Genomic DNA, 25,958 nt, shown 5'->3' on the forward strand with positions numbered 1-25,958 from the left:
AAAAAGCTTTCAGAAAGCATTTATTGAAGAAGAACTAAAAGCTCAGGTGGCATATGCGAGTAAGGCGTTTTCTTCTATTGCTATGTTCCAGCTGGCAAAAGAAGAAGGCTTATCACTTGATGTCGTTTCAGGTGGGGAGCTGCACACAGCCATTTGTGCCGGGTTTCCAGTAGAAAAAATCCATTTCCATGGTAACAACAAAAGCAGAGAAGAATTAAAGATGGCACTAGAGCACGGAATTGGCTGTATTGTCGTTGATAATTTCTATGAAATGACGCTCATTGAACAGCTTGGTCAAGAGCTGTCAAAACAGGTGAAAGTACTACTCCGCATCACGCCGGGTGTCGAAGCACATACGCATGACTACATTACAACAGGTCAAGAAGATTCAAAATTCGGTTTTGATCTTCATAATGGACAAGCAGACGAAGCGGTGAAACAAGTGCTTAAATCAGAAGTGATCGAGCTCTTAGGTGTTCATTGTCATATCGGCTCACAAATTTTTGATACGGCTGGTTTTGTCCTTGCGGCAGATAAGATTTTCTTGAAGCTAGATGAATGGAGAGAATCATTTGGCTTTATTTCCACAGTGCTGAACTTAGGCGGAGGTTTTGGCATCCGTTATACAGAAGAGGACGAACCACTTCCAGCAACTGAATACGTGGAGAAAATTATTCAAGCGGTGAAAGAAAATGTAGCCCGCTATGAATTTGAGATGCCTGAAATTTGGATTGAGCCAGGCCGCTCACTTGTTGGAGATGCGGGAACCACTCTTTATACGATCGGCTCATCCAAACATGTACCTGGAATTCGCGATTATGTAGCCATTGACGGCGGAATGAGTGATAACATTCGACCTGCTTTATATCAAGCAAAATATGAAGCAGCGAGCGCCAATAAAATGAGCCAAACGCATGATCAAACTGTGTCCATTGCAGGGAAATGCTGCGAGAGTGGAGATATGCTCATTTGGGATATTGATCTGCCAGAGTTATCACAGGGAGACTTGTTAGCTGTCTTTTGTACAGGAGCTTATGGCTACAGCATGTCAAACAACTATAACCGCATCCCGCGCCCGGCTGTAGTATTTGTAGAAGATGGTGAAGCGCAGCTTGTCGTTGAGCGTGAGACATATGAGGACATTGTCAAATTGGATTTACCTTATCAATCAAAAGTGAAATCATCGACTTAAAAAAAGCTGCCTGATCATCAGGCAGCTTTTTCTATGACATTTATTTTCCACCAGTAAATACAGAGACGATCGCGTTCCAAATAGAGACAAAGAAATCCCAAATCTTCTGTAGAAGGTTTTTCCCTTCATCTGATTCTATGAATTTTGTAATCTTGTCTTTTGCTTTATCAATTTGAGATCCGACTTGTTTCCAATCGATATTGATATTTTTCATTTTATCGAAGAGAGAGACAAGTTGATCTTTCTGGTCCTGCGTCAGATTTAAGTTCAAATCAGAAGCGGCTTGATCTACTTTTTCTTCCACTTCTTTTGTTGTTTTAGGAACTCCATTTTTGGCAATGTCATCTTTGATTTTTGCAATCAGGGCAGAAGCATTGTCTTTTCCAATAGAGTCACCCAATTTAGATGTTGTTACAAGCTCTTCGTTAGCCACCTGTTTCACATCTTCGGGAATGGCTTTGTCGCTTGACACCTCATAGGCTTTTAATAAACCTGTCAGTGCTGCTGTGCCAGATACTTCAAACGGCGCCGTCACGACAACCTTTGCATCTTTCACGCCTGCGGTCATTAAAGCATTTAAATACATCTCATCTGTAATGGTCTTAATGTTATGTGTATCCACAGTCAGACCCGTACCTGATTTTTCAATAGTGATAGATGAAGATGATAATGCTCGAGTCCCGATTTGAGAGCGAGGGATATACTTTCCTAAATATTCGTGCTCTTCTTTATTGGTTACTTCAATTTTTGTCGCATTTTCAGGTGGATTCAACTCGTCAAGCACCTTCTGGCGATCAGCCGGTGTTAAGTCTTGCCCGAGTGTGACGATGACATCGCCGACAGCTGCATCCGCTAAGCTGACTTTTGGCGCACCAATCAGTAAAAGGAGCGCTGCCATCATACCAAGCATTGTTTTTTTAAACATGTTGACCTCCTTCAAGTCGAAAGCGTTTCTCGATGGTGAGAAACTCATCTTTTGAGTACATGATTTGAATCGTACTCCATCATATAGACGTAACAAATCAGTCTGACGTTTCAATTATCTTTTAAAGATGTTTGAAACCTCCAATATGATGAAGTGTTTTGCTCAGTCTGTGATCATTTCCTTAGGAGAAAAGGATCAAGCTCTTTTATTTTATCAATGTTGGCAAAAGAGGTAAATCATATTAGGTAAGCAGGGGATGTTTAACATGACCGAAAATGTGCTATAATGAGCGTTGTTTAACCTGAAAGGAGAATGTGAAAAATGGCGAAAAAAGGATACATACAATTAACGAATGGAAAGAAAATTGAGTTTGAACTTTACCCAGAGGCTGCTCCAGGTACAGTAGCAAACTTTGAAAAATTAGCGAATGAAGGCTTCTACGATGGATTGAAATTCCACCGCGTGATCCCAGGGTTCGTAAGCCAAGGCGGCGATCCAAACGGTAATGGAACTGGAGGACCTGGTTACACAATTAAATGTGAAACAGAAGGAAACCCTCATCAGCACGAGAGAGGTTCATTATCAATGGCACACGCTGGTAAAGACACTGGCGGCAGCCAATTCTTTATCGTACATGACCCACAGCCGCACTTAAACGGTGTTCACACTGTTTTTGGCAAAGTAACATCTGGTATCGAAGCTGTTCTTGATATGGAACAAGGACAAGGCATGGAAAAAGTCGAAGTTATCGATGCTTAATCCAAAACACCGCTTAATTGCGGTGTTTTTTTATTTTAAATCTGATGTTCCTGTGATCTGTGCCGTGAAGCGGTAGGTGATCATCCAATATAAAAGGGCTAAGGCGCTGATAGAGGCTCCAAATAAACATACCCCATTCCAGCCAGCGTTTGCGTATATGTTAGTTGATACAATAGAACCGAGCGCACTGCCGAGGGAATAAAAAATCATATAAGCAGCAGTCAGTCGGCTTCTCGCCTCAGGCCGGACCATGAAAATCATACTTTGATTGGTCACATGAACGGCCTGCACAGATAGGTCAAGAATGACGATACCAACGATTAATAAAATGAGGGAATATTCAGTGAAAAAAATAAAACAGCATGAAAAGAGTAATAGGACAAGGGCGATGCACGTTGTTAACTGTCCTAAGCCTCGATCAGCAAGGCTTCCAGCTCGAGCGGCACCTAATGCTCCGGCAACTCCAGCAAGGCCAAATGCACCAATCGCCGTATGTGACAGATTGTATGGCGTAGTGCTGAGAGGCAGCACAAGTGAAGTCCACAGCGTGCCAAACACAACAAAGATCAGAAAACCCAGTACGCCACGGATGCGTAGAATTCGTTCTTGTCTGAACAATGTAAACATTGAAGCGAGCAAGTTTACATAGGATATGGCGATTCTCTTGTTGTCAGCACGAGGAAGATACCGGTACAACACCCCAGTTATGATCAGCATCATCACGCCGGAAACGAGATAGACTGATCTCCAGCCGGCGAGATCGGTTAGTACACCAGCAAACGTTCGTGCGAGAAGAATACCAATCACAATTCCACTTTGAACCAAGCCTACTATGCGGCCGCGTTCTTCAGGAGCGGCCCATGTCGCTGCGAATGCTACGAGTACCTGAGTGACTACAGCAAGCAGTCCCACCGCAGCTAGTCCTATGAACAGGACGGTGGCGGTAGGGGCGATACCGACTAGAACGAGAGATAACACGGATACTAGCATTTGAGCTACAATGAGCCGCCGTTGGTTGAACAGATCACCAAGTGGTACGATCAGTAGCAGTCCTAGCGCATAACAAAGCTGAGTAATCGTAATGACCATACCAATGGCTGAATAGCTGATACCAAACTCGGATGCGAGGGAGTCTAATAATGGCTGTGCAAAGTATATGTTTGCAACTGCCATCCCGGAGGCTGTCGCAAACAGTAGAGCCATATTGCGAGTCATCGTTGATCGGGTGGTTATTTGTAAATGAGTCGTTTCCAGATCAGAATGTTCAACGGCATTCATTTTTCTTTTTTCATGCATGTCATCATCTCCTTTTGTACTAAAGAGTATAATATACTGTTCGATATAAAATAATTCCTGTTAAGGATAACCATAGAAACGTTTTAAAGTCAAGGTGATGTAGTGAAGATCTTGAGAGAGGCAGTCAATTTGACAATGATACGTCAATAAAATAAAATGATAATGTACCGATAAGTAAAAAATATCCTTATAAGAAATAGATGATTGATCTAGTGAAGAGATTTTTATGATAGAAATGAGGGTTGATGATGGTTCGACAACGGGAATTTGATGAGGAAAAAGCGTTAGATGAGGCTTTGTTTCTTTTTTGGGAGAAGGGGTTCAGAGCCACTACATTAAGCGACTTAACTGCAAAAATGGGAATACAGCGGCCGAGCTTATACTCAGCGTTCGGTGATAAAGAGGAATTGTTTGAAGCAGCATTACGCAAATATACAACTCAGCATGCAGCACATATTCGATCAAAACTGCAAAACAATCTGTCTGCAAAGGAAGCATTTCGTACATTATTTACTGAATTAGTAGAAGAGGAATATGGAGATGGGCCGAGTAAAGGGTGCTTCTGCATCAATACAATAGTCGAGCTTGCCCCCCACGAAGAGAAATTTGAAATTCTCACAAGAGAGCATCAAATGTATCTTTCGGTCATTTTTGAAGAAAAAATTGTACAAGGTATTCGCTCGGGTGAGCTCGAATGCAGTCTGAATGCCAAAGCCTTAGCACAGGCGCTGGTTGTTTCTTTTATTGGACTTACAGTCCTCATGAAATCTCGCCCAGAGCGTTCATTTGTAGATCATTCTATAGCGACGATACTGTCCATATTGAAATAAATAGTCTATATAAAGAAAGCGTATTTTGATCAATTGATTAAAACACGCTTTTTCTTTTAGGGTGTGATGGACACGTTTTTGTGATATGATAAGAGAACAAACATTCGTATTCGTGAGTGTCACCATATGCAGCTCTAAAAATAAGTGAAAGGGCAAATCTAAAAAGCGTGTGATCATGCTGAAAGAAAGCAGGAGATACTTTGAAACCATTAACAAAAGAAGAAAAAAATCAGATGATGATTGCTATTCAGCGTTACTTTGCCGAAGAACGAGAAGAGGAGATTGGTGAATTAGCAGCCATCAATATATTAGAATTTATCACAAAACATCTTGGAAGCTACTATTATAATCAAGGGGTTCGTGACAGCCGAAATATCGCTGTTCAAAGATCTCAATTGTTAGAGGAAGATCTATTCGCACTAGAGAAAAGAATATAATCAAAAAGCTCGTCTATCTTATTCACCCTGCTAACAGATAAAGAGGAAAAAAGACCCCCTTAATAAAGAACGCATATTCGTATCATATGTAATGATGAAAAGGTGGAACCAAAAGTCCATTTGAATCGTTATATAAGTAACCATTAATGAAAATCAGCTTTTTTGGTTTTATTTCATCAAAAGAAGGAATAGAACATACAAATAGGCGAAGTGCAGATGATGGAGGTTCTAAATATGGGGAAAATCAAATTAAAAATCGCAATCTTATTTGTTTTACTGCTTTGTTTAGGCGCAGGTTATTTATACATGAATGGCATGAAAATTGAAGATGTGCCAACAGCCATTGGCGAAAGCTTAACAAATAATGACAAAGATTACACAATCTATGAATATACCATTACAAAAATTGATGGTGATGAGTATTACGGTCAAGCCAAAAATGGCACGAAAATCATTTTTAATGGAAAGAAATTTGAAGATGATGTGGCCGATCTGAAAAAAGGCGATCGTATTAAAGCATACTTTAGTAATGAAAAAAGAATAGACGGTCTTATAAAAGTAGTAAAAGTCGTCAATTAACAAGTCTCCTTTCCCATAAGGAGGCTTTTTTTATGAACAGGTGAATAAATCTTGATTGTTGCATTTGACAACAAGGATCGCTATAATAGCCCCTAAGGACAGCTAAATATCGATTGTATCCTTCGGGGCAGGGTGAAAATCCCGACCGACGGTAATAAAGCAAATGCTTTACAGCCCGTGACCCGTTAATTTATTAACGGTTGATTCAGTGAGAAGCTGAAGCCGACAGTGAAAGTCTGGATGGGAGAAGGATAACGAAAGCTATGTATGAACAAAAAATATGTGTTGATCATAGTTTTATTTCTAATGCAAAAAAACCACAGCCCCGGAATTTTTCCGGGGCTTTCTGTATGTCAATATAGTCATCGCATGCAGTGTTTATTAGGTGATCCCTCATCTTGTATGGACCATAAAAAGCGACGAAGGTGTTCAATCGATCACATGTCCCAAACATCGCTTTTTCATAAAGTGAGAAATACAAAAGAAAGAGAAAGGGAGGATCACATGTTTACGGGGATTATTGAAGAAGTGGGTACAGTTCAGTCATTGAGCAAAAGATCCGCAGATGCCATGGAAATCATCATCAAGTGCAGTCGTGTACTAGAAGATGTTCACCTAGGCGATAGTATCGCCATCAATGGCGTTTGTCTCACTGTCACAAGCTTCACAAAAGAACAGTTTGCGGCAGATGTGATGCCTGAGACGGTCAAAGCGACATCACTTGATCAGCTTGCGCCAGGTAGCCAAGTGAATTTAGAGCGAGCGATGTCATCAAATGGACGATTCGGCGGTCATTTTGTTTCAGGCCATGTTGATGGAACGGCTGTGATTACCCGTGTAGAAAAGAAGAGTAATGCCATTTACTATGATTTGAAAATGGACAAGACCCTCACAGATATGCTCACAAAAAAGGGATCGATCGCAATAGACGGCGTCAGCTTGACTATTTTCGATTTGCGAGATGCTCATGTGACAGTTTCTATCATTCCACATACGCTTGAAGGAACTATTTTTCCGACTAAATTTATGGGGGATGTAGTAAATATTGAATGTGACATGATCGGTAAATACATTTATCGCTTTTTAACAAAAGAGCAAAACGAAAAGCAGCCATCACGATTAACCCCATCATTTTTAAAAGAGCACGGATTCTAGGAGGCGATTGTATGTATCATTCAGTTGATGAGGCAGTAAATGCCCTGAAACGAGGAGAAATCATTATCGTAGTAGATGATGAAGACAGAGAAAATGAAGGAGACTTTGTGGCACTTGCTGAGCATGCAACGCCGGAAGTCATTAACTTCATGGCTTTACATGGAAGAGGTCTTATTTGCACACCAGTTCATGCCTCGATTGCGAAACACTTGGATCTGCATCCCATGGTCGAGCGAAATACGGATGCACATCATACAGCATTTACAGTAAGCATCGACCATACGTCAACGACAACTGGTATAAGTGCTTTTGAGCGCTCAACGACCATTTTGGCCATGTTAAATAAAGAGTCAAAACCAGAAGATTTTGCCCGCCCAGGTCATGTTTTCCCTCTTATTGCGAAAGAGGGAGGCGTAGTAGAAAGACCAGGTCATACAGAAGCGGCCGTTGATCTTGCTAAACTTGCGGGTTCAGTGCCAGCGGGTGTCATATGTGAAATTATGAATGCAGATGGAACCATGGCCCGCGTACCCGAACTACAAAAAATTCAAAAAGAACACGATTTAAAGATGCTAACGATTGAAGCATTGCAGGCATATATAAACAAGCAAACAACGACAATGAAAACAAAATAAAAATCACAAAAAAGGATGATGAACATATGAATACAATACAAGGGAATGTAGTAGCAGAAGGATTAAAGTTTGGAATCGTCGTCGCTAGATTTAATGATTTTATTACAAGTAAATTGCTAGATGGAGCAGAAGATACATTGCTCAGACACGGAGCAAACGGTGACGATATTGATGTCGTGTGGGTGCCAGGGGCTTTTGAAATTCCGTATATGGCAAAAAAACTAGCAGAAACAAAAAAATATGATGCAGTCATTACACTTGGAACCGTGATTCGCGGGGCAACATCCCATTACGATTATGTTTGTAATGAAGCGGCTAAAGGAATCGCACAAAGTGCCATCTCAACAGGGGTGCCGATTATCTTTGGTGTACTGACAACAGAATCTATTGAACAAGCCATTGAAAGAGCCGGTACAAAGGCTGGAAATAAAGGCAGTGAATCGGCTGCAGCTGCTATTGAAATGGCCAACCTAAATCGAACGTTTCGTTAATTTGATGAAAAAGAGTTTAAAAACAACCTAAAAGTGTTTATAATGTGTGATGAGCAAGTGATTCATAAGACATTTGCTGGAAAATAGGATAATTTTAATATTGAGGGGTATATATGTTAATTCGTTACAAGAGGTCTTTTGAAAAAATTGCCATGGGACTCCTGTCTTTTATGCCGGGTGAGAAAGACGTCAAACAGCTTCAGCAGACGATAAAGTCGTATGAAATGGATGAAGATCGGCAGCTGTTCCTTTGGAAAGATGGCGAGGATATCGTCGGTGCGATTGGTGTGCTGAAAACAGACGACCAAGTACAAATCGAACATATTAGTGTCAATCCGTCCCATCGTGACCAAGGCATCGGCAAGGAAATGGTATTAGCCGTGGAAGAAGTATTCAAAACGAAAACACTCATTCCAAATGAATTAACGCAAGGCTTCTTTCATAAGTGTCACAGTGAAACAAACTAAATATCACACATGTAAAAGCAGAGGTTATATGCCTCTGCTTTAGATTGTTGACAAAGGGCTAAAATGAACTTTATTTTAGCCCTTTGTCTTCTTTTCAGCGTGATAGAAAACCTTTGCAGTCTAGGAAGGACGAGTACTGGAGCGGAGCGAATTCGATATTCGTGAGCACCGGCACGCAGGACTGACACCGAATGCGAGGGTTTGTCTACACGCTGAAGCAGAGGTTATATGCCTCTGCTTTTTTTACGTTCCATCTGCTTTTCACGTTCAAGCAATACGTCCGTTCGATCACGCAGTCTATGCTTTTCAATTAAGAATGTATGGGATAAGTTGCTCTCCTGTCCGAAGGTTAAGCCTTCTTTTTCCGCCATCTCTTGGCATAAAGAAAGAAGCGTTTCATCTCGGATTGGCAGCATCACACTTTCGTAGGGCATATCTTCATCGATTTTCTTTTTCAGTGTTCTCAGCAGCAAAAGAAATGCCTCTTCATCAAGACCTAATTCTGTTAGTACGTTCCGGTCCGAATCTAATATATGAAGGCTGTTTGAAATCAGCCGTTTTGCTCCTTTTCCATTTCCTCGTCTTTGATGATACAAAGCAACAGCAAGTTGAATGAGACCCACCCAGTGCTTTTTGCGCTGATGAGGAGGGTCTTCTTTCCAAAATTCTTCAAGAATTTCATGACACTCAAAATAATCTCTTGTCGTATGAAATTCATGTAAAAAAGCCACGTACGCTTTAGGATACACAGCGGTCATCTCCTTTTCCACTATCAGTCTAACATACCGAAAAGAAAAGAAGAAAGAGCGCCCCTTTATGAAAGGACGCTCTGTTTCTTTAATAAACCCAAGCCGCGCCAACGATGATCAGCAAGATGAACAGCACAACAATAAGCGCAAATCCTCCGCCGAAGTAATAACCATCTCCCATAATGTTACGGCCTCCTTTTTCATCAGTTCTGATTACAATGGTATTCTATGTATAAATGCCCTCATTGGTATGGGCGAATCCACTGTTTTTCTTTTTTTGCCTGCTGCCTCATAGTCGAAATTATATTGGACGAGAGCTTTATGGTGTCTTATACTAAAGGTTAGCCGATGAAAACGGTACTTAGAAGACAGTAGAAATGGTGAGAAAAGAATGCTGGAATATCAGGTGAAAATAGATTCGTTTGAGGGTCCTTTGGACTTGCTTTTACATTTAATTAACCGTTTGGAAATTGATATTTATGATATTCCCGTCGCTAAAATTACGGAGCAGTATTTATTATATGTCCACACGATGAGGGAGCTTGAACTTGATGTTGCAAGTGAGTATTTGGTGATGGCTGCAACCCTCCTGAGCATTAAAAGCAGAATGCTTCTCCCAAAACAAGAGGAAGAGCTGTTTGATGAAGACCTGATGGAAGAAGAAGAGGACCCTCGTGATGAGCTGATTGGCAAATTAATTGAATACCGCAAGTATAAAAATGCAGCGCAAGAACTGAAGGAACGTGAAGAAGAGCGGCAAAACGCCTTCACAAAACCACCAAGTGATTTAAGTGAATTTGCAAAAGAAGCAGAAGCGAAGGACACAAACTTACACGTCACGGTGTATGATATGTTAGGTGCGTTCCAGAAGGTATTGAACCGCAAAAAAATAACAAAACCAGCACCATCAAAGATTACAAGACAAGAAATCCCGATTGAAGACAAAATGAATGAGATTATGAACCATTTAAGAAAAACAAAAAAGCGGACCAATTTCATGACTTTATTTCAACATGATCAAAAGGAACACCTTGTCGTGACGTTTCTTGCTGTTCTCGAATTGATGAAAAGCCATCAAATCATGCTGGAGCAGGAAGGAAACTTTGAAGATATTTATATCATAGGGAGTGAAACGATTCATGACGCTTGATATCGTGAATTGGAAAGCCATCTTAGAAGCGCTGCTATATGCAGCAGGTGACGAAGGCTTAACAAGAAAACAGCTCATGTCTGTTCTTGAAGTTGATGAGGCAGCATTGCTTGATATTATGTCTGCCGTAAAGGAAGAATATCAAAAACAAGAACGAGGGATTGAGCTTATTGAATATGCAGATTCATATATGCTGCTGACGAAAAAAGAATACAGCGTATATTTAAAAAAATTAGTAGAGACACCATCGAAAGGTTTGTCACAGGCAGCGCTAGAAGTGCTCGCCATTGTCTCGTATAAACAACCGATTACACGCAGCGAAGTCGAGGAGATCAGAGGCGTTAAATCAGAACGAGTGCTGCATAGTTTAGTGGCCAAAGCACTGCTCTGTGAAGTAGGACGTGCCGATGGACCGGGACGAGCGATCCTTTATGGGACAACACCTACCTTTTTAGAGCAATTTGGTTTAAAAGCCTTAGATGAATTACCGCCACTTCCAGAGAATGTGGAAGCAGATGGGGTACAAGAAGAGGCTGATCTCTTTTTTGAAAACTTCAATCAAACATTTGAAGAGATAAAATAGTTCAAAATAAGGAAAAATGTATGATAAAATATAACAAAGATTTTAGGTCTAAAACCTTTGTTTGAAAGATAAAATGGTGACAAAGCCATGAGGGGAAGGTAAACACGAAACAAATGGCACATATGAATGTAAAGGCTCAAGTTGATCAAGCAGGCGTTTTTTTATCAAAGGTTGCAGTTGAAATGAATGATTTTCTGAACGAAGCTACCTTATCAAGCTTGAAACGATTAAACCCGGAAGCGGAAGCCTATTATTGTGACATATTAAGTACATTGCGGAAGCTTGCAGTTTATAGCGAGGATGCCGCGGCGGTTTGCAGGAAAATCGGGCAGCAGCAGACATTCCCGCAGCAAGCCGCACAGCAGACGCTTCATCGTATTTATCATCAATGTATTGAAGAATTTTTTACACCAAAAAAGGATACATGGTATGAAGATAGCCGTTCAGCCTACACAGGAAAAAGCTGCATTGTTTTCCATCATGAAGTATCGGCTGAAGTCAAACGTTTGTTTTCTTCATTAGAAAAAGAGTTTTTAACGATGAGAGAAGAGCTGGAATATACAACATCTCATCAGCAAATGAAAATGGTATAAAGAAGAATGAAAAGTGACTCTAATCATCGAGTCGCTTTTTTTTATGGACGAGGCATCATAACTTTTTCAGCCGCGCATACACTTGTACAAAACGGACAAGGACGTGAATGAACATGCCCTATTTAAAAATTGGAACAGCAGTCCTTCTTCTATTAACACTCTTACTGCCTTTTTCCTCACACGCTCAAGCAGACGTCTCATTATCGGTGAGTGCGAGAAGCGCCATTTTAATAGATGGACAGTCAGGCAGAGTCCTATTTGGAAAGGACGAGCACGAAAAAAGAAGAATCGCCAGTATCACAAAAATTATGACGGCTGTATTAGCCATTGAATCAGGAAAAATGAACGACATGGTCAAAGTGTCAAAACGTGCGATTCAAGCGGAAGGTTCTTCGATTTATTTAAAGGAAGGACAGAAGGTAAGTTTAGAAGACTTGACATACGGGCTCATGCTGCGCTCTGGAAATGATGCAGCTGTTGCCATTGCAGAACATGTTGGCGGCAGCTTAGAAGGGTTTATTTTTATGATGAACCAAAAGGCCTCTGAACTAGGCATGGAGAATACGAATTTTCAAAATCCGCATGGACTCGATGATCATAAAAACCATTATTCATCAGCTTATGATATGGCGATCTTAACGAAGTACGCCATGAAGCATCAGCAATATCAAAAAATTGCCGGTACCACCTTTTATAAAGCAAAAACAATCGAGGGTTATTGGAAAAATAAAAACAAGCTGCTCACGGGTTTGTATCAATATTCGACTGGAGGGAAGACAGGATATACAAAACTTGCAAAACGCACACTTGTCTCCACAGCTGCAAAAGGAGATGCTGCGCTCATTGCTGTGACGATTAATGCACCGGATGATTGGAAGGATCATATCTCAATGTTTGAGTATGCATTTGATCACTATAAAACGTATGTGCTTGCTGAAAAAGGCAGGCTCGCTTCGTTAAAAGGGACTTTTTACGAAAAAAAAGCGTTTATTAAGCGGGATGTGGACTATTTACTAAATGAGGATGAGAAAAAACTAGTGGAAATCGAAACGGAAATGCTGACGCCTGAAAAGAAATGGGAGAAAAACAAAGAAGCGATCCCAGATGTAGTAGGGAAAATGACCTTCTTACTGGATGGTCAGGTGATTGAGCAAGTCCCGATTTTTTATGAAAACAAACGCAACCGAATGCCTCAAAAAAGCTTTCAAGAAATGTTTAAGTCTGTCTTTCAGACATCGATAGGCGGATCTTCATGGTCAATCTGATTTGGGTATTCCTTACGGTCATCGGTCTTGTCTATGCAATGTTTAACGGAACGATGCATGAAGTGAATGAAGCGGTCTTTAAAGGATCAAAAGAAGCGGTCACCATTTCAATAGGGCTGATTAGTGTTCTTGTATTCTGGCTAGGATTGATGAAGATCGCAGAAGAAGCGGGGTTGTTACATTTCTTTAGTAAATTATGCCGGCCCTTTATCTCAAAACTATTTCCTGAGATTCCTGCGAATCATCCAGCGATGGGGTATATTCTGTCCAATCTCATGGCAAATTTCTTTGGGCTTGGCAATGCTGCCACTCCACTTGGGATTAAGGCGATGGAGCAGATGAAAGCATTAAATGGCGGAAAAAATGAGGCGAGCCGGTCTATGATCACTTTTTTAGCAGTCAATACATCCTCTATCACACTTGTGCCAACGACTGTCATTGCCATTCGTATGACCTATGGCGCAGATCAGCCAACAGATATTGTAGGCCCAACCATTTTGGCGACACTTATTTCAGGTATCGGTGCGATTATGATTGATCGCTATTTCCACTATCGCAGAAGCAGGCGGGGGTGATCTTGTGGCATTTATTAACTGGCTGTCACTTGCTTTGATTCCACTGATCATCGCAGGAATATTAATTGCAGGGACGATTAAAAAAGTACCGACGTACGAAACATTTGTAGAAGGCGGGAAAGAAGGCATTCAAATTGCCTTTTCAATCATTCCATATTTAGTCGGTATGCTTGTCGCCATTACGATTTTCCGAGCATCAGGTGCCCTTGACTTTGTCATGGAATTATTGAAACCTGTGTTCACAGCGATTGGAGTTCCTACAGAAGTGGTGCCGCTTGCGTTTATTCGTCCTATATCAGGAACAGCGGCGCTTGGTATGACATCAGACTTAATTGCGACTTATGGTCCAGACTCTTTTATCGGCAAGCTTGCCGCCGTTATGCAAGGGTCAACGGATACGACCCTTTATATTTTAACCGTCTATTTTGGAGCAGTTGGTATTAAAAAAATGGGAGATGCATTGAAAGTGGGGCTGCTTGCAGACCTGATTGGGATCATTGCATCAATTATTATCGTCAGTTTGTTATTTAGCGGCGCCTAATCAGGCGCTTTTTTTATTTCGTGGATGGAAAACAGCTTTTTTGTTGAAATTAGACAGATGAAACGCTTATTTTTCCACGAATGCTTGTTTGTTTCAAGCCAAGCAAGTAAGATAGTACATGAGGTGAAAGACAAATGGAACGTTTACAGAAAGTAATTGCCCATGCCGGCGTCGCTTCTAGACGAAAGGCTGAAGAATTAATTAAAGAAGGACGAGTTACCGTTAATGGTGAAACAGTGACAGAGCTCGGAGTAAAGGTGGGCTCTTCAGATAAAATTGAAGTCAATGGCTTAAAGCTTGAAAGAGAAGAACCGGTTTACTTTATGCTTTATAAACCGCGCGGCGTCATTTCAGCTGCCGAGGATGATAAAGGACGCAAAGTCGTGACAGACTTCTTTGATGATGTTCCGCAGCGTCTGTATCCAATCGGCAGGTTGGATTATGATACGAGCGGTTTAATTTTGATTACAAATGATGGCGAATTTGCCCATAAGCTCATGCATCCGAAATATGAAATTGATAAAACGTATGCAGCGAAACTAAAAGGCATCCCTTCAAAAGAATTGCTTAGAAAGCTAGAAAAAGGAATCATGTTAGACCATAAAAAAACAGCACCTGCCCGTGCCAAGATGCTCTCGATTGATAAACGAAAGCAAACATGTATTGTGCAATTAACCATTCATGAAGGCAGAAATAGACAGGTTCGCCGCATGTTTGAAGCAATCGGCCACGACGTTTTAAAACTCAAAAGAGAGCAATATGCTTTCCTTCATATTGAAGGCATGAGACCAGGAGATCGCAGAGAATTGACGCCGCATGAAGTAAAACGCCTAAGAGCGATTGCGGATCATGGGAAAAGCGCTTTTTAATTTTCACATAAACTTCAAAAAATGAAGAAGCATCAAAAGAAGGAGAATGCTATAATTTACCTGAATGTCTATGGGGAAGGGGTACTTCAGATGAAGAAAAGACGATTTTTCATACGGACGGGCATTCTCCTCGTGATGCTTGCTGCACTGTGTTATACGATGTATAACTCAGTATTTGCCAAACAGGATCAAATCAAAGAAGGATCTATTGCGCCGAACTTTGTCCTTCAATCGGTAGATGGGGAACGGATTGAATTAAAGGACTTAAAAGGCAAAGGTGTCTTTCTCAATTTTTGGGGTACATGGTGCGGTCCATGTAAGCAGGAATTCCCTTATATGGCAAATCAGTATGAAGTGTTCAAGGATCGCGGTGTCGAAATTGTTGCCGTAAATGTGGGAGAATCCAATATTGCTGTGAAGAATTTTATGAATGCTTATGGCGTGAATTTTCCTGTTGCCATGGACAAAGATCGTCAAGTGACAGAGGCATATGATATTACGCCGCTGCCAACCACATTTTTAATTAATCCTGAAGGCAAAGTAATCAAAGTCATAAAGGGAACGATGACAGAACGTAATGTCTATGAATATATGAATTTGATTAAACCAAAGGGGTCATAGAATGAAAGAGGTAAAGTGCGAGTGTGGACATATTAATCCAATCGGTACTGTTCTATGTGAATCATGCGGGAATCCCATTGCAGCAAAAGAGAAAAATTCATCAAAGCTGCTTGATATGAGATATGACGGCAGTGCAAGACGCTCGCAAACATACAACAAAACGATTGTTGATAAAGTATGGAACTTTTTTTCTTCCGTAAAAGTGGGTGTGTGGCTCATTGTCATCACACTGTTAGCTTCTTCGCTAGGAACTATTTTTCCGCAGGAGCGGTTTATTCCGCCAGATGCATCAGCTTCCACTTATTATGAAGAGCAATATGGGGCGTTTGGCAAGTTATATTACATCCTTGGATTCCATGATCTTTATAATTCTTGGTGGTTTTTAGCCCTTGTCGCATCTATCGGAATTTCCCTTGTGATTTGCAGCCTTGATCGAGTGATTCCACTTTATCGCGCACTCAAAAATCAAGGGGTTGTCAAAAAAGAAGGCTTTATGAGAAGGCAGCGTCTTTTCAGCGAAACAAACCAAACATTAGATCAACATACATATGAAGGCATCCTTAGTAAGATGAAACAAAAGCGTTACCGCGTACGAGAAGAAGATGGACATATTTTAGCTGAAAAAGGCCGCTTTTCCCGCTGGGGGCCTTACGTCAATCATATTGGATTAATTATATTTCTCATTGGATCCATGCTCCGGTTTGTTCCGGGAATGTACGTGGATGAAACATTATGGGTAAGAGAAGGCGAAACGGCACCAATCCCAGGGACGGGAGGCCAATACTTCTTAAAGAATAACGCGTTTTCAATTGACCGCTATGAATCTGAAAAAGAAAAAGAAGTCTTTGAAAATGCGATTGAAAAGGCTGGCGATGGTCAAGTCGTCAAAAGTTATAAAACCGATGCCGTTTTATACAAACGTGAAGGGGAAGTTGTTTTTGGTGAAAAGCCAAAGCTAAAGCAGGTAACAGAACACGATATTAAAGTGAATGAACCGCTTAAGTTTGACAATTTCTCATTATATCAAGTGGATTTTAAACAAAATGAACTCGATCAAATGGTCTTTCAGCTGATTCGAAAAGATACTGAGAAATCTTTCGGAACAGTGAAGATTAATCTGCTGGAGCCTAAGTCAGAATATGATCTTGGTAGCGGTTACAAAGTCAAGGTGATGAGTTATTTGCCTGATTTTTATTTTGACGAAGATGGCACACCTAGTACGAAAACGAGGAATCCGAATAATCCTGCGTTCGTATTTGAAATGATCTCTCCTGAAAAACCAAAAGGTGAAAAAAGCTTTGTCGCAATTCAAGAGACAGTAGAGGGTTCAGATAACAATCTTTATAAAATGAAATTTGACCGGGTTGAAACAAAAAACGTGACAGGTTTAACGGTTCGAAAAGACTTAACACTCTGGGTACTTATTGTTGGCGGAATCATCTTTATGATTGGTGTCGTACAAGGGATGTACTGGCAGCATAGAAGAATCTGGCTGTCGGTAAAGGATGGAAAAGTGTTTGTGGCAGGACATACAAACAAAAACTGGTTCGGCTTAAAGTCTGATCTCAAGGTGTTACTGCACGGCAGTGGCATCAAACAGCCAGTGGATCAAAAAGAACTGCCTGATACAACAAGTATCAGAAAAAGCAAGGGGGAAGGGTTAGATGGCGGCAGTCAGTGAAAACCTGTTATTTGCAGCTTTTCTATTGTATTTAGCGGCAGTTCCTTTTTTTGGAGGGGCCATTAAAGGAAAAAAGAATGAAGAGGGTCCGCGCAAAAATAAGGCGGCACTTATCGGCATAACGCTCACCATCATTGGTTTTTTGAGTCAATTTGGCTATTTTATTTCAAGGTGGATCGCGTCTGGTCACGCACCAGTCAGTAATCTGTTTGAATTCACCACAGCCTTTGGCATGATGCTGGTGCTCGCATTTATTATTTTATATTTTGTCTATCAAGTGTCTGTGCTAGGTTTATTCACACTTCCAATCGCTTTATTAATCATTGCTTATGCAAGCATGTTTCCATCGGATATTTCACCGCTGATTCCTTCGCTTCAAAGTAATTGGCTATATATTCACGTCACGACAGCAGCGCTTGGTCAAGCCATTTTGGCGATCAGTTTTGTGGCAGGTGTGATTTTTCTTTTGAAGCATGTCGATCAAACAAAACCGGGGAAGAAAACCTTTGGCTTAGAGCTAGTCATGTTTATGATTGTGGTCACCCTTGCATTTATCGCTGTCACGTCCATCTTTAGAATGATAGGGTATGAAGCGGAATTTAATTGGGTAGATAAAAATAAAAAAGAGAGCGTCATGGTCTATGAGCTGCCTGCCTTAGTAGGACCTCATAAAGGAGAGCTTATCACAAAAGATCGTTTAGAGCCTGTAGTTGATCTGCCGCCTGTTTTTTCAGGTAGAAAGGTGAATACAGTGCTGTGGTCATTTGGCGTTGGGCTGATTATTTATGGACTGCTAAGATTGATCATTCGCAAACGACTAAGTGCGCTGCTTCAGCCGCTCGTAAGACAAGTGAATCTCGATTTAGTCGATGAAATTGGGTACAGGGCTGTTTCCATAGGATTCCCAGTATTTGCGTTAGGTGGTCTTATTTTTGCGATGATCTGGGCACAAATTGCATGGACGAGATTCTGGGGATGGGACCCGAAGGAAGTATGGGCTTTAATTACATTTTTATTTTACGCCGCCTATCTCCACCTTCGGTTATCACGAGGCTGGCATGGTGAAAAGTCCGCTTGGCTTGCTGTAATCGGATTTGCGATCATTATGTTTAACCTCATCTTTGTCAACCTAGTGATTGCGGGGCTTCATTCTTACGCGTAATCGCATGAAAAAGGCCAACTTTTATGATTCGATTCGGCTTTTTGTTAAAATGTATGTAACAACGGAGAAAGCAGGAGGATTGTCTAATGGAACACACAACTCAAACGAAAATATTAGTCGTCGATGATGAGGCAAGAATTCGTCGCCTTTTAAAAATGTATTTAGAACGGGAAAATTATGAAATTGATGAAGCGGAAAATGGGGATGAAGCCATTCAAAAAGGACTTCAAACCGATTATGACCTCATTTTGCTTGATTTAATGATGCCTGGGACAGATGGGATTGAAGTGTGTAATCAAATCCGAGATAAAAAAGCCACACCAATTATTATGCTGACAGCAAAAGGTGAGGAAGCTAACCGTGTGCAAGGCTTTGAGGCAGGAACGGATGATTATATCGTCAAACCTTTCAGCCCGCGTGAAGTGGTTCTTCGTGTGAAAGCACTGCTAAGAAGATCGTCTCAAACGTCATACCTTAATACTGGAACAACCACAAAAGATGTTCTTGTGTTTTCTCATCTATCCATTGATCATGACGCACACCGGGTCACAGCAGATGGAAAAGAAGTCAGCCTCACGCCGAAGGAATACGAACTTCTGTACTTCTTGGCAAAAACGCCGGATAAGGTCTATGACAGGGAAAAGCTTCTCAAAGAAGTGTGGCAGTATGAATTCTTTGGGGATCTGAGAACAGTGGATACCCACGTCAAAAGGCTTCGCGAAAAACTAAATAAAGTGTCACCAGAAGCAGCGAAAAAAATCGTGACAGTATGGGGTGTCGGGTACAAATTTGAGGTCGGCGCTGAATGAAGCTGTGGAAAAGTGTCGTAGGAAAGCTATGGTTAACCATTCTTTTCCTCGTGCTCATTGTTTTATCGATTTTAACTGTGCTTCTTTTAGAGTTCATTGAGAATTACCATGTGGAAGAAGCAAAGTCTGATTTAACACAAATGGCCAACAAAGTAGCAGTCATTTTAGAAAGCCATGAGGATCAATCGCTTGCAAGATCGATTACATCAGAACTAGCTGATAAATTGACAAGTATCGCGATTGTTCAAGAGGATGGACTAGAATGGTATTCGTCTGAAAAAGGCGGCAAGCTTCCTGCGATCACAAAAGAACAAATTGAAGCAGACAAAGATTTGAACAAAGCACTGACACAACGAAAAAAAATCAGTAAACGAGCTGAATCTGATACAGGCAATCAGAAGGATGAACGCATTGTAGTAGGTGTTCCTTACGAGGCGAACGGAAAGAAAGGAATGGTCTTTCTTTCTCAATCCCTCCTCGCAGTAGAGCAGACAACAAAACATACGACGCGTTATATCTTCCTCGCAGCCGGAATTGCGATTGTGCTGACGACGATTTTCGCTTTCTTCTTATCCACTCGTGTCACCTATCCTCTCAGAAAGATGAGAGAGGGAGCACAAGATTTGGCGAAAGGGAAATTTGATACAAAGATTCCTATTTTAACGCAAGATGAAATTGGGGAACTGGCGATCGCCTTTAATCAAATGGGTAAGCAGCTTAAATTTCATATAACCGCTTTAAATCAAGAAAAAGAACATCTGTCCAACATTCTCAGCAGTATGGCAGACGGTGTCATCACGATCAATATTGATGGAACGATTCTCATGACAAACCCTCCTGCAGAAAGATTCTTGCAGGCTTGGTATTACGAGCAAAATATGAAGATCAAAGATGGGGATGAACTGCCGCCAGAAGCGCGTGAATTGTTTCATACTGCCGTCAGTACGGAAAAAGAGCAAATGATCGAAGTCACGCTGCAAGGGCGTACTTGGGTTCTTCTCATGTCTCCGCTTTATAACCAGCAAGATGTCAGAGGAGCGGTAGCGGTACTTCGCGATATGACAGAAGAGAGAAGACTGGATAAGCTAAGAAAAGACTTCATTGCAAATGTTAGTCATGAACTCCGCACACCTATTGCTATGCTCCAGGGCTATAGTGAAGCGATTGTCGATGACATTGCCGGATCAGAAGAGGAAAAGAAAGAGATTGCCCAAATTATCTATGATGAATCACTTCGAATGGGGCGTCTTGTGAATGATCTTCTCGATCTCGCACGTATGGAAGCTGGTCATATTACACTGAATCTTGAATCAACTGATACAGAAGAGCTGACTGAAAAAATCTACCGTAAATTCCTTGGAATTGCGAAAGAAAAACAAATCAACCTGACGTATGAAATTCAAGTAGAAGAACCGTATTTTGTATTTGATCCAGATAAAATAGAACAGGTTTTTACAAATCTCATCGATAATGCCATTCGTCATACACCAGAAGGCGGAGAAGTTCACTTCTCAGTTCAATCGGTGGAAAATGGGCTCAAGATGGATGTGAAAGATTCGGGAAGCGGCATTCCTGAAGAGGATCTCCCATTTATTTTTGAACGGTTCTATAAAGCAGATAAAGCAAGAACAAGAGGACGTTCCGGTACGGGGCTGGGCCTTGCGATTGTGAAGAACATCGTAGAAGCGCATCAAGGCTCCATTCATGCACATAGTAAAGCTGGAACAGGTACTCACTTCACTTTCTATATTCCGAAAAAAAAGCAGGAACTCGTCTAATCTTGACGAAGAATCTTGTTACATGAGAAACACTTCTTTTCGAAAGAAAATGAAGTGTTTTTTCTATTTTCATATTTTTAAGGAGAAGTTAAACTAAAAGCCCTTTCCAAATTGTCGATCTTGTAATATATTTGTCATAAAGTTGTAATGTAACGTTTTGTGAGAGTCACTCGACAAAAATAAGTGAACGGAGGGGTTTCCTATGCATGAAACCTTTCAAAAAATATATGATTCGTACCATCAAGATTTGTACCAATTTTTATTTTATATGGTAAAAGATAAAAATCAGGCAGAGGATCTCGTGCAGGAGGTTTACATTCGGGTACTTCACTCATATAAAACTTTTGAAGGAAGAAGCAGCGAGAAAACATGGCTGTTTTCAATTGCAAGGCATGTGGCAATTGACTGGTTTCGCAAACAGCAAACCATCAGACAACGGGTGCTCGGCACGTTTGATTGGGATAAACAGGATGTAAAAGATCCAGACCTGCTCCCAGATGAATTGGCTGTACAGGATGAAAATATCAAAGAAATTTATGCCGCACTTGATCATTGCACCATTGATCAACGAGCCGTCATCATTTTAAGGTTTATCCAAGGCTACTCAATCATGGAGACGGCCAAGGCGCTAAAGTTCTCGGAAAGCAAAGTCAAAACAACGCAGCACCGAGGCCTGAAAGTGCTCCGAAAACATATGGAGCTTTTGAAGGAGGAGCTAGTGAATGAAAACGAACAGGTCCAATTGGAGCGAAGAACGAATTAAAGTATTACTCAGTCAGCTTCCAAAGGTGGAGGACAACCGTTCATCTAAGCAGATTTACCAGCAAATGCTGATGGCAAGCGGGAAGAAAAAGAAAAGTGCCAGATGGATCGGTCCAGCGGTCGCAACCGTTGTGGTCTTATTTATGGCGTTTTTGATTTCTCCTCATTTATTTCAGCCGGCTGCTCAAGATATAAAGAAAGTGAAAATGGACTCGAGTGCTGAAAAAGGACAGGTGAATGCTACATTAGAGGCGGTAAAAAACACAAATGATCCTTCACATGTTGCTTATGCATCTGACAAAGAAAAGTATATGACGATTTCATACATAGATGAATCGACTTCTCAAGTTGTCCCAATCAGTATTCAAAAAGAAAATAAGCATGACGATGTGCAGGCGCTTCTTGATACATATGAAAAACTGGAGCTGCCTGAAATGACAAAACCTCTTCAAGCCTATATGGATATGGTGGATGTGAGTGAAAAAGGGGATACACTGATTTTTCAGCTGAAAAATGATTTGTCTCTTGATACATTAAAAGAAGCCAACCGTTTTAAAGACATGGTAAAAGAAACGTTAAAATGGAGCCAATATAAACAAGTACAGGTCAAGTCTGTCAATGGCTCGCACCTTCAATTAGGGACGAATGGCCGTCTAGGTACCATTTCAATTAATAAACAAACAAAGCACGCTTACTACGTTTTAGAAAATAAGAGCGGAACATTTTTGGTGCCCTCAAAAGATGATTATCCTTCTTATAAAGATGCGGTAGAGGCGATGAAGCGGGCGAATGATGCAGGACTCGATCCACTCATTAAAGAAGAGCCTATTCAAAAGGTGACATCAAAAGGAAAACATGCAACCATCACGTTTGGAGCATCAGCACAATTAACGGACTCAATTGATCATATTTTACTTATTGAAGGACTGCTGCTCACAGCGAAAGATTTCGGTTTTACAGATGTCACAATACAAAATGCAGGAACAGATCAAGTAGGCCCATATGAATTAAAAGAACCGCTAGAGGTACCGGCACTGCCAAACCCAGTTGTTATCAAAGAACGCTAAAGGACGCAACTTATTGCGTTCTCAGCGTGTAGACAAACCCTCGCATTCTTTGTCAGTCCTGCGCTCCGGTGCTCACGAATGCCAAATTCACTCTGCTCCGGTGCTCGTCCTTCCTAGACTGCAAAGGTTTTCTATCACGCTGAAACGAAGACAAAGGGCTAAAATCAAGTTCATTTTAGCCCTTTGTCAACAATCTGAGGACGCAACTTATTGCGTTCTTTTTTCATGTATAGAAAAGGGCTTCCTTGAGGTATACTAAGCTGTCATGAAAAGAACTTCAAAGAAGGGAAGTCACTGATGAAAAGGTATTGCTACATATGTGCTAGCTGTTTCTTGTTCTTGACCTTATCACCGTTTGCCCATGCAGAGAAAACAACCGAGTGGGTGGAACCAATCAAAGGTGAAGTCACTGATTTGTTTGGGACAAGAGGTGGTTCGCATAAGGGGTTAGACATTGCTGCACCAGAAGGAGAATCCATTTTTGCTGCTAGCGAAGGTGTGGTTACTCGTTCCTATGTATCTGCTACATATGGTGAAGTTGTATTTATTCGGCATCCAAATGGATATGAAACCGTCTATGCGCATTTAAATGCGCGTTTTGTAAAGAATGGTGACCATGTACAAACAGGGCAGCCGATCGGCATCATAGGCAACACAGGCGCCTCTAGGGGCACTCATTTGCATTTTGAGGTGCACAGGGGTAATTGGTCAGTTAGTAAAGAAGATGCAGTAGATCCGCTCACAATCATTGCAAGAGATCGTTTCCAAGAGCCAGCCCTCCATGTAGATGGATATGAGAAACATACATATGTCATACAACGAGGGGACACGCTCTGGTCTATTGCTAAAGCACATCAAATGACCGTTGATCAATTGAAGAAAATCAATGCACTGACAACGCATCTCATACGTACAGGTGAACGTTTAATCGTTTCAACAAAATAAACCTCATGCTTTTGCATGAGGTTTACCATTTTTTTATAGGTCAATCAGACGTACAGAAAGAATATCGCTCACTTTAGTTAACGTTTGGACAATTTCATCTTCAAGGTGCTTATCAAAAGAAAGCATCATGATGGCTTCGCCGCCTTTTTCTTTACGGCCTACTTGCATTGTCGCAATGTTCACATCGTGGTCGCCTAAAATTTTTCCAACTTGACCGATGACACCAGGTGCGTCAGTATGCTGAATATAGACAAGGTGCCCATCTGGGTAAAAGTCAATATTGAAACCATTAATAGAAACGACACGCTCACCTAGATGCGGGATATACGTTGCTTTTAATGTAAAGGTGGAAAGGTCACCTTTGACTTCAATGGAAATGCTGTTCTCATAGCCAGATTCGCTTGAAGAAATTTTCTCGCTAAAGCTAATGCCACGTTCTTTTGCCACCATACCAGCATTGACTTCATTTACAGTCGAATCGACACGCTCTTTCAAAAAGCCAGAAAGCAGACTTTTTGTAATAAATGATGTTTCGAGTTTTGCGATAGATCCTTCATATGAAATGCTGACTTCTTTTACAGGTTCTCTCATCGATTGAGAAACAAGACGTCCAAGTTTTCCTGCAAATTGATGATAAGGCTGGATTTTTTTGAACTCGTCTTTTGTCATCGCTGGTAGATTAATAGATGACATGACCGGGAGTCCTTTTGCAAATTGAAGAACTTCTTCAGAGACTTGTGCCGCCACATTTAATTGTGCTTCTTTTGTAGATGCACCAAGATGCGGAGTGGCAATGACGTTTGGATGATCCACAAGTGGATTCTCAGTAGGTGGTTCTACTTCAAATACATCGAGAGCAGCCCCTGCGACATGACCATTTTCAAGTGCTTCAAGAAGGTCTCGTTCGTCAATGATGCCGCCGCGTGCACAGTTTACTAGACGAACACCTTTTTTCGTTTTTGCGATTGTTTCTTTATTGAGAAGTCCTCTAGTTTCTTTTGTTAAAGGTGTATGTACCGTAATAATATCTGATACTTCAAGCACTTCATCAAGTGATTTTGCATTGACACCAATTTTTTCGGCACGTTCTTTTGTGAGGAAAGGGTCAAATACGTTGACCGTCATGCCAAATGCTCTTGCACGCTGGGCGATTTCACTTCCAATTCTGCCTAAGCCAACAATCCCAAGAGATTTTCCGTAAAGCTCAGCACCGACATATGCGCCTCTGTTCCATTCTTTTGATTTAACAGAAATATTCGCTTGAGGAATATGACGCATGAGAGATGAGATCATCGCAAACGTATGCTCTGCCGTTGAAATCGTATTTCCATTTGGTGCATTGATGACAATCACACCGTGTTTTGTTGCTTCATCAATGTCAATGTTGTCGACTCCCACACCGGCACGGCCAACAATTTTTAATGAAGTCATTTTTTCATAAAGTTCTTTTGTTACTTTTGTGGCACTTCTGACAAGTAAGGCATCAAACGTGTGTAATTCATCTTCTGCTTCTGTTACATTTTTTTGAACAATTTCAACAAAATCTGATTCTAATAGTGGTAAAAGACCATCATTGCTCATCTTATCTGAGACTAATACTCGAAACATCGTAAGATTTCCTCCTAAAATAAACGTCATAAATATCTGATAATTTACCATATTCCTTTTCGCTGTGTCAATCAAATTAAAGCAGTAAAGCGAAAAAGAAAACACGAACATTTTTTAGTGTCTTGATCAAGAATGGACACCTTTAAACAAAAGATAACCAATTTTTACGCATTTGTCATTATAAATTTTAGGTTTTTTACGATTTCTTAAAACTGATGAATTTGCTCAGGATTTTTATCTGTACAAATGCTCATATATCATATATAATGATGTCGAATTGAATAATGATCAATCTTCGGGGCAGGGTGTAATTCCCTACCGGCGGTGATGAGACATAGTCTCTAAGCCCGCGAGCCTTTTTTGGCAGGATTCGGTGTGATTCCGAAGCCGACAGTATAGTCTGGATGGGAGAAGATGGAGGTTCGTAAACGTTG

At 41.0% G+C, this 25,958-nt stretch carries 29 protein-coding genes and 2 riboswitches; of the genes, 24 read left to right on the forward strand and 5 right to left on the reverse strand.

Translation table 11 applies throughout. The features are described from left to right. A partial coding sequence (gene lysA, locus N521_RS12815) for a diaminopimelate decarboxylase (RefSeq protein WP_035391611.1) occupies positions 1-1,192 on the forward strand: 1,192 nt, incomplete at its 5' end. 40 nt (positions 1,193-1,232) lie between these two features. On the opposite strand, the gene N521_RS12820 is transcribed toward lysA, so the two are convergent. After that, positions 1,233-2,117 carry a DUF1002 domain-containing protein gene (locus N521_RS12820; protein ID WP_017359791.1) on the reverse strand — a complete coding sequence of 295 codons (885 nt, stop codon included), beginning with the start codon at positions 2,115-2,117 and terminating at the stop codon, positions 1,233-1,235. A 321-nt stretch (positions 2,118-2,438) separates the two neighbouring features. Here N521_RS12820 and N521_RS12825 point away from each other — a divergent pair, with 321 nt between their 5' ends. After that, on the forward strand, positions 2,439-2,876 hold the full coding sequence (locus tag N521_RS12825) for a peptidylprolyl isomerase (RefSeq protein WP_007501040.1): 438 nt from the start codon (positions 2,439-2,441) through the stop codon (positions 2,874-2,876). A gap of 30 nt (positions 2,877-2,906) precedes the next feature. Here N521_RS12825 and N521_RS12830 read toward each other — a convergent pair whose 3' ends face one another. After that, positions 2,907-4,172: an MFS transporter gene (locus N521_RS12830; protein WP_035391613.1), complete on the reverse strand. Its 1,266-nt coding sequence runs from the start codon at positions 4,170-4,172 to the stop codon at positions 2,907-2,909. 248 nt (positions 4,173-4,420) lie between these two features. On the opposite strand from N521_RS12830, the gene N521_RS12835 reads away from it, so the two are divergent. The 7 genes from N521_RS12835 to N521_RS12865 all read left to right on the forward strand — a co-directional run bounded on the left by N521_RS12835 (position 4,421) and on the right by N521_RS12865 (position 8,766). Beyond that, positions 4,421-5,002, forward strand: coding sequence for a TetR/AcrR family transcriptional regulator (locus tag N521_RS12835; protein WP_035391615.1), 582 nt, complete (start codon positions 4,421-4,423; stop codon positions 5,000-5,002). Positions 5,003-5,202: 200 nt separating this feature from the next. After that, positions 5,203-5,439, forward strand: coding sequence for a DUF2164 domain-containing protein (locus N521_RS12840; protein WP_017359788.1), 237 nt, complete (start codon positions 5,203-5,205; stop codon positions 5,437-5,439). Between the two features lie 234 nt (positions 5,440-5,673). Next, positions 5,674-6,018 (forward strand): hypothetical protein, encoded by a 345-nt coding sequence (locus N521_RS12845; protein WP_008344451.1) that lies wholly within the window; start codon positions 5,674-5,676, stop codon positions 6,016-6,018. A 114-nt stretch (positions 6,019-6,132) separates the two neighbouring features. Further along, positions 6,133-6,274, forward strand: a riboswitch (FMN riboswitch). A 248-nt stretch (positions 6,275-6,522) separates the two neighbouring features. Continuing rightward, positions 6,523-7,173: a riboflavin synthase gene (ribE, locus tag N521_RS12850; RefSeq protein WP_035392630.1), complete on the forward strand. Its 651-nt coding sequence runs from the start codon at positions 6,523-6,525 to the stop codon at positions 7,171-7,173. A gap of 11 nt (positions 7,174-7,184) precedes the next feature. Next, on the forward strand, positions 7,185-7,808 hold the full coding sequence (gene ribB / locus N521_RS12855; RefSeq protein ID WP_017359786.1) for a 3,4-dihydroxy-2-butanone-4-phosphate synthase: 624 nt from the start codon (positions 7,185-7,187) through the stop codon (positions 7,806-7,808). A gap of 26 nt (positions 7,809-7,834) precedes the next feature. Next, the gene (gene ribH / locus N521_RS12860) at positions 7,835-8,299 is read left to right on the forward strand and encodes a 6,7-dimethyl-8-ribityllumazine synthase (RefSeq protein ID WP_007501031.1); all 465 of its coding nucleotides are present in this window, start codon (positions 7,835-7,837) and stop codon (positions 8,297-8,299) included. A gap of 113 nt (positions 8,300-8,412) precedes the next feature. Further along, entirely contained in the window at positions 8,413-8,766 is a 354-nt protein-coding gene (locus tag N521_RS12865; RefSeq protein WP_008344455.1) for a GNAT family N-acetyltransferase, read from the forward strand. 224 nt (positions 8,767-8,990) lie between these two features. Here the strand turns inward: N521_RS12865 and N521_RS12870 are convergent, their stop codons facing one another. Continuing rightward, entirely contained in the window at positions 8,991-9,515 is a 525-nt protein-coding gene (locus N521_RS12870; RefSeq protein WP_035391617.1) for a DUF309 domain-containing protein, read from the reverse strand. A gap of 88 nt (positions 9,516-9,603) precedes the next feature. Continuing rightward, complete coding sequence (locus tag N521_RS19315; protein WP_008359694.1) at positions 9,604-9,696, reverse strand: YjcZ family sporulation protein; 93 nt, start codon at positions 9,694-9,696, stop codon at positions 9,604-9,606. 210 nt (positions 9,697-9,906) lie between these two features. On the opposite strand from N521_RS19315, the gene N521_RS12875 reads away from it, so the two are divergent. The 15 genes from N521_RS12875 to N521_RS12945 all read left to right on the forward strand — a co-directional run bounded on the left by N521_RS12875 (position 9,907) and on the right by N521_RS12945 (position 23,916). Next, a complete protein-coding gene (locus N521_RS12875) occupies positions 9,907-10,665 on the forward strand; it encodes a segregation/condensation protein A (protein ID WP_007501021.1) in 759 nt (252 codons plus the stop codon). Next, on the forward strand, positions 10,655-11,248 hold the full coding sequence (gene scpB, locus N521_RS12880) for an SMC-Scp complex subunit ScpB (RefSeq protein WP_008344462.1): 594 nt from the start codon (positions 10,655-10,657) through the stop codon (positions 11,246-11,248). The genes N521_RS12875 and scpB overlap by 11 nt, the downstream gene beginning before the upstream one ends. A 113-nt stretch (positions 11,249-11,361) precedes the next feature. After that, positions 11,362-11,841 carry a YpuI family protein gene (locus N521_RS12885; protein WP_007501019.1) on the forward strand — a complete coding sequence of 160 codons (480 nt, stop codon included), beginning with the start codon at positions 11,362-11,364 and terminating at the stop codon, positions 11,839-11,841. Positions 11,842-11,954: 113 nt separating this feature from the next. Further along, positions 11,955-13,106 (forward strand): D-alanyl-D-alanine carboxypeptidase family protein, encoded by a 1,152-nt coding sequence (locus N521_RS12890; RefSeq protein ID WP_017367523.1) that lies wholly within the window; start codon positions 11,955-11,957, stop codon positions 13,104-13,106. Next, a complete protein-coding gene (locus tag N521_RS12895) occupies positions 13,094-13,681 on the forward strand; it encodes a nucleoside recognition domain-containing protein (protein WP_007501015.1) in 588 nt (195 codons plus the stop codon). Before N521_RS12890 ends, N521_RS12895 begins: the two co-directional genes overlap by 13 nt. A 4-nt stretch (positions 13,682-13,685) precedes the next feature. After that, positions 13,686-14,222 (forward strand): spore maturation protein, encoded by a 537-nt coding sequence (locus N521_RS12900; protein WP_035391619.1) that lies wholly within the window; start codon positions 13,686-13,688, stop codon positions 14,220-14,222. Between the two features lie 134 nt (positions 14,223-14,356). Then, on the forward strand, positions 14,357-15,091 hold the full coding sequence (gene rluB / locus N521_RS12905) for a 23S rRNA pseudouridine(2605) synthase RluB (protein WP_007501012.1): 735 nt from the start codon (positions 14,357-14,359) through the stop codon (positions 15,089-15,091). Positions 15,092-15,181: 90 nt separating this feature from the next. Continuing rightward, positions 15,182-15,712, forward strand: a complete 531-nt coding sequence (resA, locus tag N521_RS12910) for a thiol-disulfide oxidoreductase ResA (protein WP_035391621.1) — start codon at positions 15,182-15,184, stop codon at positions 15,710-15,712. Position 15,713: 1 nt separating this feature from the next. Continuing rightward, positions 15,714-17,393, forward strand: coding sequence for a cytochrome c biogenesis protein ResB (resB, locus tag N521_RS12915; RefSeq protein WP_035391623.1), 1,680 nt, complete (start codon positions 15,714-15,716; stop codon positions 17,391-17,393). Next, entirely contained in the window at positions 17,377-18,555 is a 1,179-nt protein-coding gene (ccsB, locus tag N521_RS12920) for a c-type cytochrome biogenesis protein CcsB (protein WP_035391625.1), read from the forward strand. The genes resB and ccsB overlap by 17 nt, the downstream gene beginning before the upstream one ends. Positions 18,556-18,641: 86 nt before the next feature. Then, positions 18,642-19,364, forward strand: a complete 723-nt coding sequence (locus tag N521_RS12925; protein ID WP_003215596.1) for a response regulator transcription factor — start codon at positions 18,642-18,644, stop codon at positions 19,362-19,364. Beyond that, entirely contained in the window at positions 19,361-21,142 is a 1,782-nt protein-coding gene (locus N521_RS12930) for an ATP-binding protein (protein ID WP_008344481.1), read from the forward strand. The genes N521_RS12925 and N521_RS12930 overlap by 4 nt, the downstream gene beginning before the upstream one ends. Positions 21,143-21,344: 202 nt before the next feature. Further along, complete coding sequence (gene sigX, locus N521_RS12935) at positions 21,345-21,905, forward strand: RNA polymerase sigma factor SigX (protein ID WP_007501006.1); 561 nt, start codon at positions 21,345-21,347, stop codon at positions 21,903-21,905. Then, complete coding sequence (locus N521_RS12940) at positions 21,865-22,971, forward strand: hypothetical protein (protein WP_017367519.1); 1,107 nt, start codon at positions 21,865-21,867, stop codon at positions 22,969-22,971. Before sigX ends, N521_RS12940 begins: the two co-directional genes overlap by 41 nt. 297 nt (positions 22,972-23,268) lie before the next feature. After that, complete coding sequence (locus tag N521_RS12945; protein WP_035391628.1) at positions 23,269-23,916, forward strand: M23 family metallopeptidase; 648 nt, start codon at positions 23,269-23,271, stop codon at positions 23,914-23,916. 33 nt (positions 23,917-23,949) lie between these two features. Here the strand turns inward: N521_RS12945 and serA are convergent, their stop codons facing one another. Further along, complete coding sequence (gene serA / locus N521_RS12950) at positions 23,950-25,524, reverse strand: phosphoglycerate dehydrogenase (protein ID WP_008344488.1); 1,575 nt, start codon at positions 25,522-25,524, stop codon at positions 23,950-23,952. Positions 25,525-25,811: 287 nt separating this feature from the next. Further along, positions 25,812-25,944, forward strand: a riboswitch (FMN riboswitch). Positions 25,945-25,958: the final 14 nt, after the last annotated feature.

Source organism: Bacillus sp. UNC125MFCrub1.1 (assembly GCF_000701305.1).
Taxonomy (GTDB): Bacteria; Bacillota; Bacilli; order Bacillales; family Bacillaceae; genus Bacillus; species Bacillus altitudinis.